The sequence below is a fragment of the Xanthobacter aminoxidans genome (assembly GCF_043193615.1).
Classification (GTDB): domain Bacteria; phylum Pseudomonadota; class Alphaproteobacteria; order Rhizobiales; family Xanthobacteraceae; genus Xanthobacter; species Xanthobacter aminoxidans.
Genome location: NZ_JBAFUS010000002.1, coordinates 269752 through 283525 on the forward strand (window position 1 = coordinate 269752; position 13774 = coordinate 283525).

General features: G+C 69.3%; 10 protein-coding genes. 2 read left to right on the forward strand and 8 right to left on the reverse strand.

Translation table 11 applies throughout. The annotated features are described in order from the left end of the window. Nucleotides 1-5: 5 nt before the first annotated feature. From phnC to V5F74_RS10275, 4 genes are all read right to left on the reverse strand, one after another. Nucleotides 6-818, reverse strand: coding sequence for a phosphonate ABC transporter ATP-binding protein (gene phnC / locus V5F74_RS10260; protein ID WP_029555060.1), 813 nt, complete (start codon nucleotides 816-818; stop codon nucleotides 6-8). Between the two features lie 732 nt (nucleotides 819-1550). Beyond that, nucleotides 1551-2810 carry an amidase gene (locus V5F74_RS10265; RefSeq protein ID WP_394008892.1) on the reverse strand — a complete coding sequence of 420 codons (1260 nt, stop codon included), beginning with the start codon at nucleotides 2808-2810 and terminating at the stop codon, nucleotides 1551-1553. A 221-nt stretch (nucleotides 2811-3031) separates the two neighbouring features. Next, nucleotides 3032-4321: a serine hydroxymethyltransferase gene (glyA, locus tag V5F74_RS10270; protein WP_394007805.1), complete on the reverse strand. Its 1290-nt coding sequence runs from the start codon at nucleotides 4319-4321 to the stop codon at nucleotides 3032-3034. Between the two features lie 162 nt (nucleotides 4322-4483). Then, entirely contained in the window at nucleotides 4484-5830 is a 1347-nt protein-coding gene (locus tag V5F74_RS10275) for an L-serine ammonia-lyase (RefSeq protein ID WP_394007807.1), read from the reverse strand. Between the two features lie 151 nt (nucleotides 5831-5981). Here V5F74_RS10275 and V5F74_RS10280 point away from each other — a divergent pair, with 151 nt between their 5' ends. Next, complete coding sequence (locus V5F74_RS10280) at nucleotides 5982-7031, forward strand: GlxA family transcriptional regulator (RefSeq protein WP_394007809.1); 1050 nt, start codon at nucleotides 5982-5984, stop codon at nucleotides 7029-7031. 20 nt (nucleotides 7032-7051) lie between these two features. On the opposite strand, the gene V5F74_RS10285 is transcribed toward V5F74_RS10280, so the two are convergent. The 4 genes from V5F74_RS10285 to V5F74_RS10300 form a co-directional block, all read right to left on the reverse strand. Then, nucleotides 7052-9319: a fibronectin type III domain-containing protein gene (locus V5F74_RS10285; protein ID WP_394007811.1), complete on the reverse strand. Its 2268-nt coding sequence runs from the start codon at nucleotides 9317-9319 to the stop codon at nucleotides 7052-7054. Between the two features lie 381 nt (nucleotides 9320-9700). Beyond that, nucleotides 9701-11746 carry an NAD(+) synthase gene (locus tag V5F74_RS10290; protein ID WP_394007813.1) on the reverse strand — a complete coding sequence of 682 codons (2046 nt, stop codon included), beginning with the start codon at nucleotides 11744-11746 and terminating at the stop codon, nucleotides 9701-9703. A gap of 230 nt (nucleotides 11747-11976) precedes the next feature. After that, nucleotides 11977-12468, reverse strand: coding sequence for a YciE/YciF ferroxidase family protein (locus V5F74_RS10295; protein ID WP_250166168.1), 492 nt, complete (start codon nucleotides 12466-12468; stop codon nucleotides 11977-11979). 212 nt (nucleotides 12469-12680) lie between these two features. Next, entirely contained in the window at nucleotides 12681-13175 is a 495-nt protein-coding gene (locus V5F74_RS10300) for an RrF2 family transcriptional regulator (RefSeq protein ID WP_394007815.1), read from the reverse strand. A 136-nt stretch (nucleotides 13176-13311) separates the two neighbouring features. On the opposite strand from V5F74_RS10300, the gene V5F74_RS10305 reads away from it, so the two are divergent. Continuing rightward, entirely contained in the window at nucleotides 13312-13770 is a 459-nt protein-coding gene (locus V5F74_RS10305; protein ID WP_394007817.1) for a carboxymuconolactone decarboxylase family protein, read from the forward strand. Nucleotides 13771-13774: the final 4 nt, after the last annotated feature.

Here is a 13774-nt window from a genome sequence, read left to right on the forward strand (position 1 = left end):
CGCGCTCAGGCGAGCGCGGCCGCTTCGGGGATGCCGTCGTCGGCGGCGACGGGACGCCGCGCGGGCGTGTCCATCACCTCGCCGGCCTCCAGGCCGTAGAGATCGTGCGCCACCTGCTCGGTCAGCGCCGCGGGCGCGCCGTCGAACACCACGCGGCCCTGCGCCATGCCCACGAGGCGGTCGCAATAGGTGCGGGCGAGGTCGAGCGAGTGCAGGTTGCACAGCACGGTGATGCCGAAGTGCTTGTTGATGCGCAAAAGCGCATCCATCACGATCTTGGTGTTGCGCGGATCGAGCGAGGCGATGGGCTCGTCGGCGAGGATCAGCGCCGGCTCCTGCGCCAGCGCGCGGGCGATGGCGACGCGCTGCTGCTGGCCGCCGGAGAGGCTGTCGGCGCGCTGGGCGGCAAGGGGAGCGATGTCGAACTGGTCGAGGGCGGAGAGGGCGATGGCCCGGTCATCCGCGCTCCAGCTCTTGGTGAGGGCGCGCCAGGCGGGAACGGTGGCGAGGCGGCCCATGAGCACGTTGGTCAGCACATCCAGGCGGCCGACCAGATTGAACTGCTGGAAGATCATCGCCGCCTCGGCGCGCCATTGGCGCAGCGCGTGGCCCTTGAGGGCGGTGACGTCGCGACCCTCGAAGGAGATGCGGCCGGAAGAGGGGTCCTGCAGGCGGTTGACCATGCGCAGCAGGGTGGACTTGCCGGCCCCGGATCGGCCGATGACGCCCACGAAGGCGCCCTGGCCGATGGCGAGGTTCACGTTGGATACGGCCTCCTTGTCGCCGAAGCGTCGGGTGAGGCCCTCGATCACCAGCATCCGGAGGCTCCCAGAGCACGCGCCGGCCCGCTTGCAGGGCAAGCCGGCCGGACAGCGCGGTCTCGATCACTGGCCGGCGGAGAATCGATCAGCCTGAGCCGAGGCGATCCACACCAGCGCGTCGGGAGGTTGGATAGCGCGGCTCCGCAACACCCATGTGACGATGCTGCGCCAAGCGCTGCGCCGTTCGGCCAAGGCGCCGTCAACGGTCGCGTCTCCGCGACTGTGACAGGCGGTTTGTGACGGCGCGCGCGGTCGTGCCCGCGGCGATGTCAACGACGTGTCATGAAGGGCAGGCAGAAGGGGCGGCGGTATCCGGTGGCGCGACTGCCCGTGTTTCCGGACCTGGAACGAGTGGCGCCGGGGAGGTTGGCTCCCCGGCGCCTTCGATCGACCGGACCCCGGTTATTGCTGTTCTCGGGTCCCATGAGGGCGGTGGCGGGTCCTGACCTCAGACCAGACCGAGCAGCACAGCGCCAACGAAGCCGAAGGCCGCGCACGTCTCGATCACGGTGAGGAGATGGCCAAGTGTCACCTTATGCCTCGCAGGGTCGATCTTGAGAGAACTTTAACAAACTCTCAAAATGCGGAAAGAGGTAAGTTGTGCTGCATCGCCGCTGCAAACTATTGCAGCGCATGACTTTCCGCAGTGCGGCGCGCGCCAAGTCACGCCCCCTTCTACGCTTTCCCTTCCGCTGCGGCGCACGGTCGGCTGCGGTGGAATACTGCATGTCAGGCGGTAATGGCGGCTTCCACGAGGCTCGCGACGGCCAGCGCCTGCCGATCCCGCCCGAAACGCCCCACCACCTGCACACCCACGGGCATGCCGTTGGCGGCGGAGAGCCCAGCCACATTGATCGCCGGGCACCCCATCAGCGTCCACAGCCGATTGAAGATGGCCGAGCCGGTGGTGGCGAATCCCTCCGGCGCGGGGCCGGGGGCGGAGAAGGTGAGGATGGCATCCACCTCCGCGAACACGTCCCCCAGCGCATGCCGCGCTCGCTTGGCGGTGCGTCGCGCGCCGTCATAAAGGTCGGGCGGAATGGCGCGGGCGGCTTTGAGATGGCCGCGCAGCAGGGGCGAGAGCCGGTCGCCGTCATAGTCCAGCTCGTCGCCGAGGGAGAGCGCCGCCTCGAAATCCTGCACCGTGCCGTGGATGGCGTCGGCCGCCTCCAGCGCCTCGGGCAATTCCAGATCGAAGATGCGGGCGCCCCTTGCCTCGGCGGCGCGGGCGGCGGCCTCCAGCGCGGCATGGGCGTCGGGCGAGGCGGCGCTGGCGCGGGCGGTGCGCACGATGGCGATGCGCGGCGCTTCGGCGGTCTCCTCGCCGATGTCGAGGCCGCGTCCGGCGATGGCATCGGCCGCGAAGGCCACGTCGCGCACCCGCGCGCCGAACAGGCCAACGGTGTCGAGATGCCAGGAGAAGGTCTTCATGCCCAGCGTCGGCAGCAGGCGGAAGGTGGGCTTGTAGCCGGTGACGCCGCAGAAGGCGGCCGGGCGGATTACCGAGCCGCCGGTCTGGGTGCCGAGCGCCAGCGGCAGCATCCCCGCCGCCACCGCCGCAGCCGAACCCGCCGAGGAGCCGCCGGGGGAGAAGGTGAGGCGGCGCGGATTGCGCGTGCGCGTCGGCTGGAGGAAGGCGAATTCGGTGGTCTCGGTCTTCCCCACGACGACGCCGCCGGCGCGGCGCGTCATGGCCACCACCGGCGCATCCGTGCGCGGGCGGTAGCCGGCATAGATGGGGCTGCCGTAGGTGGTGGGCATGTCCCGGGTGTCGAGAATGTCCTTCACCCCCACCGGCAGGCCGGAGAGCGGCGTCGCGGCGAGGCCGGGCGCGCGGGCGGCGGCGCGGGCCGAATCGAGATCGAGCGTCACGAAGGCCCCGACCTCGCTTTCGTGCGCGGCGATGGCGGCGGCGACCTGCTCAAGCACGGCTTCAGGCGTGGTGCGGCCGGAACGGATATCGGCGGCAAGATCTCGGGCGGAAAGCAGGCTCATGCGCTCACTCTGCGGCATCCATGGGCCGCCACCATGCGCAACCCCCGCCGCCGACGCAATGGCGGGGCGAGGGCGCTCCACGGCTACCCTCGCTCCCATTGCGGGGGGCGATTCCGCCGACAGGGGACGAGCCGCCGCTTTCGGGAAAGGCCCGCCCCCCCCACCCCCGGCCCCTCTCCCGCGAGGGGAGAGGGGAGGAAACGGTGCATCGCCCCTCACATCCCCGCATACAGGGGGAAGCGGGCGCAGATGTCGCGCACGGTCGCGCGCGCCGCGACTTCGGCCTTGCCGTTGGCTTCGGCGCCGTTGGCCGCGAGGCCGGTGAGCACGTCGGCGATCAGGTCGGCCACCGTCTCGAACTCGGCGACGCCGAACCCGCGCGTGGTGCCGGCGGGGGTGCCGAGGCGGATGCCGGACGTGACGGCCGGCTTTTCCGGATCGAACGGAATGCCGTTCTTGTTGCAGGTCAGGCCGGCCCGCTCCAGCGCCGCTTCCGCCGCCTTGCCGGTGACGCCGAAGGGCCTGAGGTCCACCAGCACCATATGGCTGTCTGTGCCGCCGGAGACGATGGCCGCGCCGCGCTGCGACAGCCGGGCCGCCAGCGCCCGGGCATTTGCGACCACCTGCGTGGCATAGGCGCGGAACTCGGGCGTCAGCGCCTCGCCGAACGCCACCGCCTTGGCGGCGATCACGTGCATCAGCGGGCCGCCCTGCAGGCCGGGGAAAACAGCCGAATTGAGCTTCTTCGCCAGCGCCTCGTCATTGGTGAGGATCATGCCGCCGCGCGGGCCGCGCAGGGTCTTGTGGGTGGTGGTCGTCACCACATGGGCGTGGGGGAAGGGGGACGGATAGGCCCCGGCGGCGATGAGCCCGGCATAGTGGGCGGCATCCACCATCAGCAGCGCGCCCACCTGATCGGCGATGGCGCGGAAGCGGGCGAAATCGATGATGCGCGGATAGGACGAGCCGCCGGCGATGATGAGCTTGGGCTGGTGTTCCCGCGCCAGGCGCTCCACCGCCTCGTAGTCGATCAGGGCGGTGGCCGGCGCGACACCGTAGCCGATGGCGTTGAACCATTTGCCGGAAAGGGTGGGCGGCGCCCCGTGGGTGAGATGGCCGCCGGCCGCCAGCGACATGCCGAGCAGGGTATCGCCGGGCTTCAGCACCGCCATCAGCACGGCGGCATTGGCCTGCGCGCCCGAATGGGGCTGCACATTGGCAAAGCCCGCCCCGAACAACGCCTTGGCGCGGTCGATGGCGATCTCCTCCACCACGTCCACATGCTCGCAGCCGCCGTAGTAGCGCTTGCCCGGCAGGCCCTCGGCATACTTGTTGGTGAGCACCGAGCCCTGCGCCTTCAGCACCGCCTCGGACACGATGTTCTCGGAGGCGATCAGCTCGATCTGATCCTGCTGGCGCCGAAGCTCCGCGCGGATGGCATCGAACACGGCGGCGTCGCCGGACGGGGCGGGGGAGACCGGGGAAGGGGAGAGGTGGAGGGTCATGGGCGGTTTCCTCGTTTGGGGGTCATTCGGACGCAGATGTCCCTCTCCCGTCGCGGGAGACGGGGGTGGGCATGGGGGCTTCCCCGGTTTTCCCGGCGTCATGGCAAAGGGCGCGGACACCCCTCGCCCCGCCCCTCTTCCGCATGGGGAGAGGGGGGCGGCTCAGCACTCCGGGACGTTCACCGCGAGACCGCCTTGGGAGGTCTCCTTGTATTTGGACTGCATGTCCGCCCCGGTCTGGCGCATGGTCTCGATGACCTGATCCAGCGAGACGAAATGCACCCCGTCCCCCCGCAGCGCGAGGGAGGCGGCGGCGATGGCCTTGTTGGCGCCGAAGGCGTTGCGCTCGATGCAGGGGATCTGCACCAGCCCGCCGATCGGGTCGCACGTCATGCCGAGATGGTGCTCCATGGCGATCTCGGCCGCATTCTCGATCTGCGCCGGGCTCGCCCCCAGAACTGAGGCGAGCCCGGCCGCGGCCATGGCGGCGGCGGAGCCGACTTCCCCCTGGCAGCCCACCTCCGCGCCGGAGATGGAGGCGTTGCGCTTGATGAGCGCGCCCACCGCCGCGGCGGTCAGCAGGAACGCGCGCAGCTGGGCGTGGGTGGTGTCCGGGCAGATGTCGCGCACATAGCGCAGCACCGCCGGTACGATGCCCGCCGCGCCATTGGTGGGGGCGGTGACGATGCGCCCGCCGGCGGCATTCTCCTCGTTCACCGCCATGGCGAAGACCGAGACCCAATCCATGATCTCGTGCGGCGGGCGGCGATTGGCGTGGCGGTCCGCCTCCAATTGGTCGCGGATCGCCTTGGCCCGCCGCCGCACGCGCAGGCTTCCGGGCAGGGTGCCGTCCTGTGCGAGGCCGCGATCGATGGAGGCGAACATGGCGGCGAGGATCGCGTCCAGCTTCTCCTCCACCTCTTCCGCCGGGCGCAGCGCGCATTCATTCGCCATCTGCAGGCCGGCGATGGTGAGGCCCGTGCGGGCGCAGGCGGAGAGGAGTTCGGACGCCGTGGCGAAGGGGTGGGGCACCTCCACCGCCTCCGGCTCGCGCGGCTCGCCCTCGGCCACCACGAAGCCGCCGCCGATGGAATAGAAGACCCGTTCGTCGAGCCGCGCGCCGTCCGCGTCATAGGCGCGAAAGCGCATGGCGTTGGAATGCAGCGGCATCAGCGTGTCGAAATCGAAGATGAGATCGGCCTCGGGATCGAAGGCGATGCGGGCGCCCTCCACCTCGATGGACTTGCGGATGAAGAGCCGCGCCACCAGCGCCGGCACGTCGTCCGGGTCCAATGTCTCCGGCCGCGCGCCCATGAGGCCGAGCGCGATGGCCCGGTTGGAACCGTGGCCCTTGCCGGTCCAGGCCAGCGAGCCGAACAGCTCGGCGGTGATGCAGGCGGTGCCAGCGGGGAGCGCCTCCCGGAAGCGGCGCGCCGCCACCATCGGCCCCACGGTGTGGGACGAGGACGGCCCGATGCCGATCTTGAACAGGTCGAACACGCTGGTCATCCGTCTCCCTCCGGGAACGGTGCAATTATTCTACCGCTTTTTCAAATACTTGTCGCGCGTCACTTGACCCGCATCCAGGGCGGGGCGAAGCTTCATCATGCTTGCCGGCGGGGGCGCCTGCTCGTCCCCTTGCGACTTTCGTCTGGAACAGATGCGACACGTTCTTTCCACCCGTCCCGGCCCGTCCGCCAAGCTCAGGGTGGGGTTCGTGCTGCTGCCCAACTTCACGCTGACGGCTTTTTCCAGCTTCGTGGACATGCTGCGCCTCGCCGCCGACAAGGGCGACCGCTCCCGCCCCATCGACTGCTCCTGGCAGGTGATGAGCCCGCATCTGCGCCCCGTCCGCTCGTCCTGCGGCATCGACATCCAGCCGACCGCGGACCTCTTGGACCCGAAGGCGTTCGACTACATCGTGGCGGTGGGCGGGCTGCTGCGCGGGGTGCCGGCGCAGGCCGACCCTCTGGCGGCCTATCTCAGGCGCGCGGCGGCGGCGGGCGTGCCGCTCATCGGCGTGTGCACCGGCTCGTTCCTCCTGTGCCGGCTGGGGCTCATGGCGCAGCGCAAATGCTGCGTGAGCTGGTATCACTACCGCGATTTCCTAGACGAATTCCCCACCCTCGTGCCGGTGGCGGACCAGCTGTTCGTGGTGGATGGCGATCGCATCACCTGCTCCGGCGGTGCGGGCGTGGCGGACCTTGCCGCCCGCCTCGTCACCGAGCATCTCGGCGCTGCCACGGCCCAGAAGGCGCTCAACATCCTCCTCATCGACCGCCCCCGCGCGGCCGAGAGCGCCCAGCCCGCCCCGCGCCGGGCGGAGGGGACGGTGGACGACGCGCGCGTCTCCCGCGCCCTGCTGCTGATGGAGCAGAACCTCGCCGAGCCTTTGGCCATCGCCGACATTGCGGACGCCCTCGGCGTCGGCGTGCGGCAGCTGGAGCGGCTGTTCGCGGACCGCCTGCGGGAAAGCCCGCAGGAGAGCTATCTGGCGCTCAGGCTGCGCCATGCGCGCTGGATGCTGGCCAACACGCGCTTTTCCGCCGCCCGCATCGCCGCCGACCTCGGCTTTGCCGACGGCTCCCATTTCGGCCGCGCCTTCAAGGCCCGCTTCGGCGCCACCCCCGCCGCCTTCCGCCGGACACTGTCGCCGCGCTCCGAGCGGAGCGAGGGCGACGGCGAGGGGCGGGTGTTCGAGACGCCGTAGGCGGCCGTCTTCCGCACCTATCAGACGGTCGCGAAGATCTTGGCGAAGTCCCAGTCGTGCTGGGCCACGCCGCTGTTGTCGTAGGTCATGTGGCCGACCACATCCCCGTGGTCGCGGCCGAGGGACCACATGGCGAGCGAGGCGATGTGGTCGTTGCCATCCGCAAAATCCACCAGCTGCTGCGCATCCTGCAGGGTGAAGACCTCGCTCTGCACGTCGTTGATGCCGACCATGGGGGTGATGCCCACCTTGGCGTCGATGCCGAGATCATGCAGCTGGGCGATGGTGGCTTCGGCGGCGTCGATGGCATCCTGCCCCATGTCGCCGGAATCAATCCCCGCGCCGTAGTTCATCACCATGAGGTTGACGGTGTCGATCTCCACTCCGGCGGCATGGGCGTCGGCCAGCAGCTTGATGTCGTCCTGCGTCAGGCCAGTGGGGAGCGCCGGCAGGGTGAAGGAGACCGAGAGGTCGGGATTGGCCTTCTCCAGCGCCGCGAGCGCCTCGTTGCGCAGGGCGTTGGCGGCGTCGTTGGTGAGGGCGTCGCCCTCCACGTCGAAGTCGAGGGACTTCACGCCGTAGGTGTCGATCACCGACTGGTAGGCGGCGGTGAGCGCGGTGGCATCCGTGTAGTAGAGCGCCGGCTCTTCCCCATGACCGCCACCGAAGGAGATGGTCACGTCCACGCCATGGGCCTTCAGATCCTGGACCACCGAGGCGACCGAGCTGCCGTCGGCGAGCGTGTTCCCGGAGCCGAGTCCGGCCCAGCCGATCTCGTTGCTCCCGGTGCCCACCACGAAGGCGAGGGTGACGGCGTGGATGCCGGCCTCGCTCACGTCCTGCATCAGGTCCGCCGCGCTCGAGACCACGGAGAGGTCCACGTAGGGCGAGAACACCTGATGGTCCGTCGCATCGGTGCCGACGGGATCGGTGGTGACGGAAATCGCCAACGAGGGGTGCGAGGCGCCGGCCTCGTCCACGGCAACGATGCTGAACTTGTAGGGCGTGTCCGCGTCCAGCCCCGCCACCTTGAAGCTGCGCTGGTCGGTGGTGCCGATCAGCTCGCCGTCCTGATAGATGGCGTATTGTGAAACCGTGCCGACGCCGAACACCTCCGCCGCATCCCAGGTCAGGGTCACGGAGGTCTCGGTGGTGGTGGCGGCGTGGACATCCTGCGGCGTCTCGGGGGCCACGGGGGTGAGATCGGAGTAGCCGACCCTGGTCCAGACATGGCCGGAGCCGGTGGGGCCGTAATCGTGCTCGGGATCGCTGCCGAGGGTCCACCACTTGGCCTCGTAGACCACATGGCCCACCGTGACCTGATCGCCCGCCGTATAGACCGTGTCGGAGGACCAGTCCGGCGCCTCGATCACCTGGGGCGGCGTCGCGCCCGTCGTGCCGCTGCCGGTCGTCTCCCCCTTGGCCTCGGCGATGGCCTCGGCCCAGGCATCGGTGACGAAGCTGGTCTTGCCGATGATGTCGTCCGGCGTGAGGTCGGCGAGGGTCACGCCCTCGAGGGTGATGGTCTGCTGGTTGGCGGCGAAAATGATGACGAGGGAGCCGTTCACCTCGGCCAGCGAGAAATCCTGCGGCTGGAGCCAGCCGAAATCGAGCTTGTCGTGGGCGGGGTCGAAGGAGATCACCTGCTGCGTGTTCCACTGCCAGCCCACCCCGTAGGTGGTGCCGTCCGTCGCGCCGGCTGACGTGGCAAGGCTGGCCTTGGCGCTCACGCTGCCCGTGGTATCGGCGGCGGTGAGGGCGCCGCTCCACTCGGCGAGGAGCGCGCCGTCGGCACCCTTGATGTTGCCGATGGAGAGGTCTGCGAGGCTGACGCCTTCGAGGATGTAGGTCTGCTGCGACTTGGGCAGGAAGATCACCACCGAGCCGTTGGCCTCGGCAATGGCGACGTCGCCCGCCGTGAGGCCGGAAAAATCCAGCGTGTCGTGCTTGGGATCGAAGGTCAGCACGGTGTCGGTGCCGTGCGCCACGGAGATGATGTCGTTGACGCCGCCGGTGATGGCGTGGCTCGCGGCAAGGGCGTCGCTCCACTCGGCGAACATCGAGGCATCATGGCCGGTGACGTTGGCCAGGGAGAGGTCCGAAAGGGAGACCCCCTTCAGCGTGTAGCTGTGGTTGTTGCCGGGCAGATCGATGACAACCGACCCGTTGACCTCGGTGATGGTGAAGCTGTCAGCGCCGATCCAGCCGAAGTCGAGCGTGTCGGTTGCCGGATCGAAATCGATGGTGTCGTGGGCGCCCCAAGACCAGTTGATCGCGACGGTTGCCATGCAGCCCTCCACAGGTCTTCCGCCGTGACGGCGGCAGAGGCTGAGCATAGCCCGGCCGCGCGCCAGCGACAGTGCAAAGTGCCGTCAAACGACGAATAACATCTTGATAAATATCAGGAAATTCGTCGCAAAATGCGAAAACAATGGGGTCACGAAAGTGCGGCCGGTTGTCTGTTGCGGTCCCGCTATTTCAGGCTGAAGCATGACCTGAGCCGTAGATGACACACGCCCGCGGACGACCAGCCGGCCGCCCCGGGAGCGCCTTCGGGCTTTCCGGGTCTGCAATTGCGCCTTTGGCCATTCCGGCGTGGGGCGCGGCCTCCGAAGGTTCGCGCGGTGCGCGGTCTCACGGTGCAAGGACGGGAGACGGGCCGGTTCCCGCTACGCCTCCGGGACGTTGCGCTCCAGCTCGGCGAGCCACACGCCCGGCCCGCTGTCGGAGGGCTGGCGCCAGTCGCCGCGGGGGGAGAGGGAGCCGCCGGAGGAGATCTTCGGCCCGTTGGGCAGCGCCGAGCGCTTGAACTGGCTGGTGAAGAAGCGCGAGAGGAACACCTTCATCCAGCGACGGATCTCGGCGAGGTCATAGGCCCGCTTCTCGCCCTCGGGGATGCCGCGCGGCCAGCGCCCCGCGTCCCTGTCCGCCCAGGCGTGCTCGGCGAGGAAGGCGATCTTGGACGGCGGAAAGCCGTAGCGGGTCAGGTAGAAGAGCGTGAAGTCCTGGAGCGGGTAGGGGCCGATGATGCTCTGGGTGGACTGGATGGTGCCCCCCTCGGTGGCCGGCACCAGCTCCGGGGAAATCTCGGTTGAGAGGATGGCGTGGAGGATGCTGGCCGTCTCCTCGCTCACGTCGCCGGAGGCGGCGACAAAGCGGATGAGGTGCTGGATCAGCGTCTTCGGCACCGAGGCGTTGACGTTGTAGTGGGACATCTGGTCCCCGACGCCATAGGTGCACCAGCCGAGCCCCAGCTCGGAGAGATCGCCGGTACCCACCACGAGGCCGCGATGGTGGTTGGCGAGGCGGAACAGATAATCCGTCCGCAGGCCCGCCTGCACATTCTCGAAGGTCACGTCATAGGCCGCCTGCCCCTCCGCGAAGGGGTGGCCGAGATCGGCCAGCATCTGCCGCGCTGCGGGGCGGATGTCGATCTCCTCGGCGCTTACGCCCAGCGCGCGCATCAGCGCCCAGGCGTTGCCCTTGGTCTCGTCGGAGGTGGCGAAGCCCGGCAGGGTATAGGCCAGCACGTTGGAGCGGGGATGGCCGACGCGGTCCATGGCGCGCACGGCGACGATGAGCGCCTGCGTGGAATCAAGGCCGCCCGAGACGCCGATCACCACCCGCGACATGCCTGTCGAGGCGAGGCGCTGGGCGAGGCCCTGCACCTGGATGTTGTAGGCCTCGTAGCAGTCTTCCGTGAGCCGCGCCGGATCGTTGGGCACGAAGGGGAAGCGCGCCACGTCGCGCGCGAGGCGCACGGGCTCGGCGGGCGGCTCGTAGGCGAATTGGGCGGTGCGGAAGGGCGGGGCGCTGTCGCGCTCCAGCCGCGCGCACTCCCCAAACGTGTTCACCCGCATGCGCTCCTGCCGCAGGCGGCCGAGGTCGATGTCCGCCACCGCCATGGTCGCGTCGGGGGCGAAGCGCTCCGCCTCGGCGAGGGTGTCGCCATATTCGAAGATGGCGGCGTGGCCGTCCCAGGCGAGATCGGTGGTGGATTCCCCCGGCCCCGCCGCCGAATAGGCATAGGCGGCGACGCAGCGGGCGGATTGCGAGCCGCACAGCAGGCGGCGGGATTCCGCCTTGCCGATGGTGATGTTGCTGGCCGAGAGGTTCAGCAGCACTTCCGCGCCGGCGAGCGCGGCCCGCGTGGAGGGCGGCAGGGGCACCCACACGTCCTCGCAGATCTCCACATGGAAGGTGAACGGCACCTCCCCTTCGGACCGGAACAGGAGGTCCACGCCGAACGGCACGTCTTCGCCCAGCAGGCGGATGAAGCCGCCGTGCTCGTCGAGGCCGGGGGTGAAGTGGCGGCGCTCGTAGAACTCGCGGTAGTTGGGCGGGTAGCTCTTCGGCACCACGCCGAGGATCACCCCGCCATGGATCACCACCGCCGTGTTGTAGAGCCGGCCCTGATGGCGCAGCGGCGCGCCCACCGCCAGCACGGGGGAGAGGTCCTGCGAGGCGGCGACGAGGGTCGCGAGCGCGCCCTCCACCGCATCCAGCAGCGGGGCCTGGAACAGGAGGTCATCGATGGCGTAGGAGGACAGACCCAGCTCCGGGAAGAGCATCAGGGCGACGCCGTCCTCATGGCCTTGGGTGGCCATCTCCAGCGTCTCGGCAACGGCGAAGCTCGGGTCCGCGACGGCTCCGCGCGGCACGCAGGCCGCAATGCGCAGGAAATCGTGGCGGTAGAGGCAGCGGAAGTCTCGCATCGCGTCCCTGTCGTCCCGGGTCCGCGCGGTGGCGCGGGCAGGACTCTCCGGTGAATCTCGATCCGGAGCATAGGGCGCGGGGCGGCGAATGCCAGCGCAAGGACGCCCCCTCTCATGAAGCCGGCACCCGCCGGAGCGGGCCGCTCTTTCGTGACATCCGGCACCCGCCGGAGCGGGCCGCTCTTTCATAACATCCGGCGCCCGCCGGTGCGGGCGCCGGGTGGGCCGCGTCAGGCCGCCTTCTTGTTCACGTCGGCGGAGGCGAGGCGGGTGAGGAGCTGGTCGGTCTCCTTCTCTTCCTTCAGGGTCGCCTCCAGCAGGGGTACCGCATCGGCGAGGCCGAGCTGGGCGGCCCAGGTCTTCAGCGTGCCGTAGCGGGCGATCTCGTAATGCTCCACCGCCTGGGCGGCGGAGAGGAGGCCGGCATCCAGCGCGTCGGTGCCGGCGAAGTCCTCCATGATCTCCTTGCCCTCGTCCACGATGCCGACGATGGCCGGGCAATGCTTGCCGCGCGCCGCCTTCCCCATCATCTCGAACACCTGCTCCAGGCGCTCGATCTGGCCTTCCGTCTGCTCCTGATGGGTGAGGAAGGCGGCCTTCAGCTCCTCGGACTGGGCCGATTTCGCCATCTTGGGCAGCGCCTTCAGGATCTGCTTTTCCGCGTAATAGATGTCCTTCAGCGTCTCGGAGAACAGATCCTGCAAAGTCTTGGACTGTGCCATGGGACGTTTCCTTTCGGTTGGCGTTGTCGCCGGTTGTTCTGGTGTCGCCGGCCCAAACCACCCCGCCGCGCCGCCGCATGCGCCGGCGCGCATCCATCCGTGGGGCTACGGGTGGAACGGTGGTCTGTCCTTGGGCGATCACCCGCGCAAAAACGCACCGGGCTGCGAGCACAACGGGCAAGCGGTGGCGAAGTTCCGCAGTGTCGCGGCGCCTAGCGCTGGGCCTCGCGCACGAAGGCGGCGATGGTCTTCTGGCTCTCGGCGTCGATCAGCGCCGCGCCATCCTGCGCGAGATCGGCGAGGGTCTGCGCGCGCAGCGACTGGCGCCACAGCTCTTCCGCCGCCAGCATCCGGCGCTTGATGAAGCAGTCGGTCTTGTAGGCGCAGCGGTCCTTGGACTTGCCCGGGCCGCGCCGGCGGATTTCCTTGCAGGTGAAGGCGGGCTCTTTGCCGTCGATGGCCTCCACGATGTCGAGCAGCGTGATCTCGCCTGGGCGCCGCGCCAGCCGGTAGCCGCCGCGCGGGCCGGGCAGGGCCTCCACGAGGCCGGCCTCGGTGAGGGCGCGCATGTGCTTGAGCAGGTAGCTCTCGGAGAGGCCGTGCATCTCGGCGAGGCTCTTGCCCGGCAGCACCTTGCCCGGCTCCAGCCAGCACAGCACCAGCGCGCAGTGCAGCGCCGCCTCCACCCCGTCTCCCAACCGCCTCATGCGCGCTCCGGATGCTGCCTCGGGCCCACCACCAGCCGGCCTCTTTCCTACCTCGATAATCATCGATATAATATGTCCATGATTCTCAGCCAGAGGCTGGCGGGATCGCAAATCCGAGAGCAGACAGGAGAGAGGCATGGAACCCAGGATGAACGTGGCCGAGGCCGCCCCCGCCCTTTATGCCGCGGTGCGCGCGCTCGACGGGGCGGTGATGAAGTCGGGGCTGGAGAAGCGCCTCCTGCATCTGGTCAAGCTTCGGGCCTCGCAGATCAACGGCTGCGCCTATTGCATCGACATGCATGTGAAGGAATCGCTCGCCGACGGCATTCCCGCCCAGCATCTCCACATGCTCACCGCGTGGCGCGAATCGCCCCTCTATAGCGCCCGCGACCGGGCGGCGCTGGACTGGATCGAGAGCGTGACGCTCATCGCGCAGACCGGCATTCCCGACAGCGCCTATGCGGCCGTGACGGCGGAATTCTCGCCCGAGGAGATCGCCAAGCTCACCATCGCCATCGGCACCATCAATGTGTGGAACCGCATCGCGGTCTCCTCGCGCATGCTGCATCCGGTGGATCGCCCCGCTGCCGCCTGAGGCG

Coding starts and splice junctions, on each gene's coding strand:
- V5F74_RS10285 (WP_394007811.1), bottom strand. CDS start 9,319: ATGGCAACCGTCGCGATCAACTGGTCTTGGGGCGCCCACGACACCATC.
- V5F74_RS10275 (WP_394007807.1), bottom strand. CDS start 5,830: ATGACCAGCGTGTTCGACCTGTTCAAGATCGGCATCGGGCCGTCCTCG.
- V5F74_RS10280 (WP_394007809.1), top strand. CDS start 5,982: ATGCGACACGTTCTTTCCACCCGTCCCGGCCCGTCCGCCAAGCTCAGG.
- V5F74_RS10305 (WP_394007817.1), top strand. CDS start 13,312: ATGGAACCCAGGATGAACGTGGCCGAGGCCGCCCCCGCCCTTTATGCC.
- phnC (WP_029555060.1), bottom strand. CDS start 818: ATGCTGGTGATCGAGGGCCTCACCCGACGCTTCGGCGACAAGGAGGCC.
- V5F74_RS10290 (WP_394007813.1), bottom strand. CDS start 11,746: ATGCGAGACTTCCGCTGCCTCTACCGCCACGATTTCCTGCGCATTGCG.
- V5F74_RS10295 (WP_250166168.1), bottom strand. CDS start 12,468: ATGGCACAGTCCAAGACTTTGCAGGATCTGTTCTCCGAGACGCTGAAG.
- glyA (WP_394007805.1), bottom strand. CDS start 4,321: ATGACCCTCCACCTCTCCCCTTCCCCGGTCTCCCCCGCCCCGTCCGGC.
- V5F74_RS10300 (WP_394007815.1), bottom strand. CDS start 13,175: ATGAGGCGGTTGGGAGACGGGGTGGAGGCGGCGCTGCACTGCGCGCTG.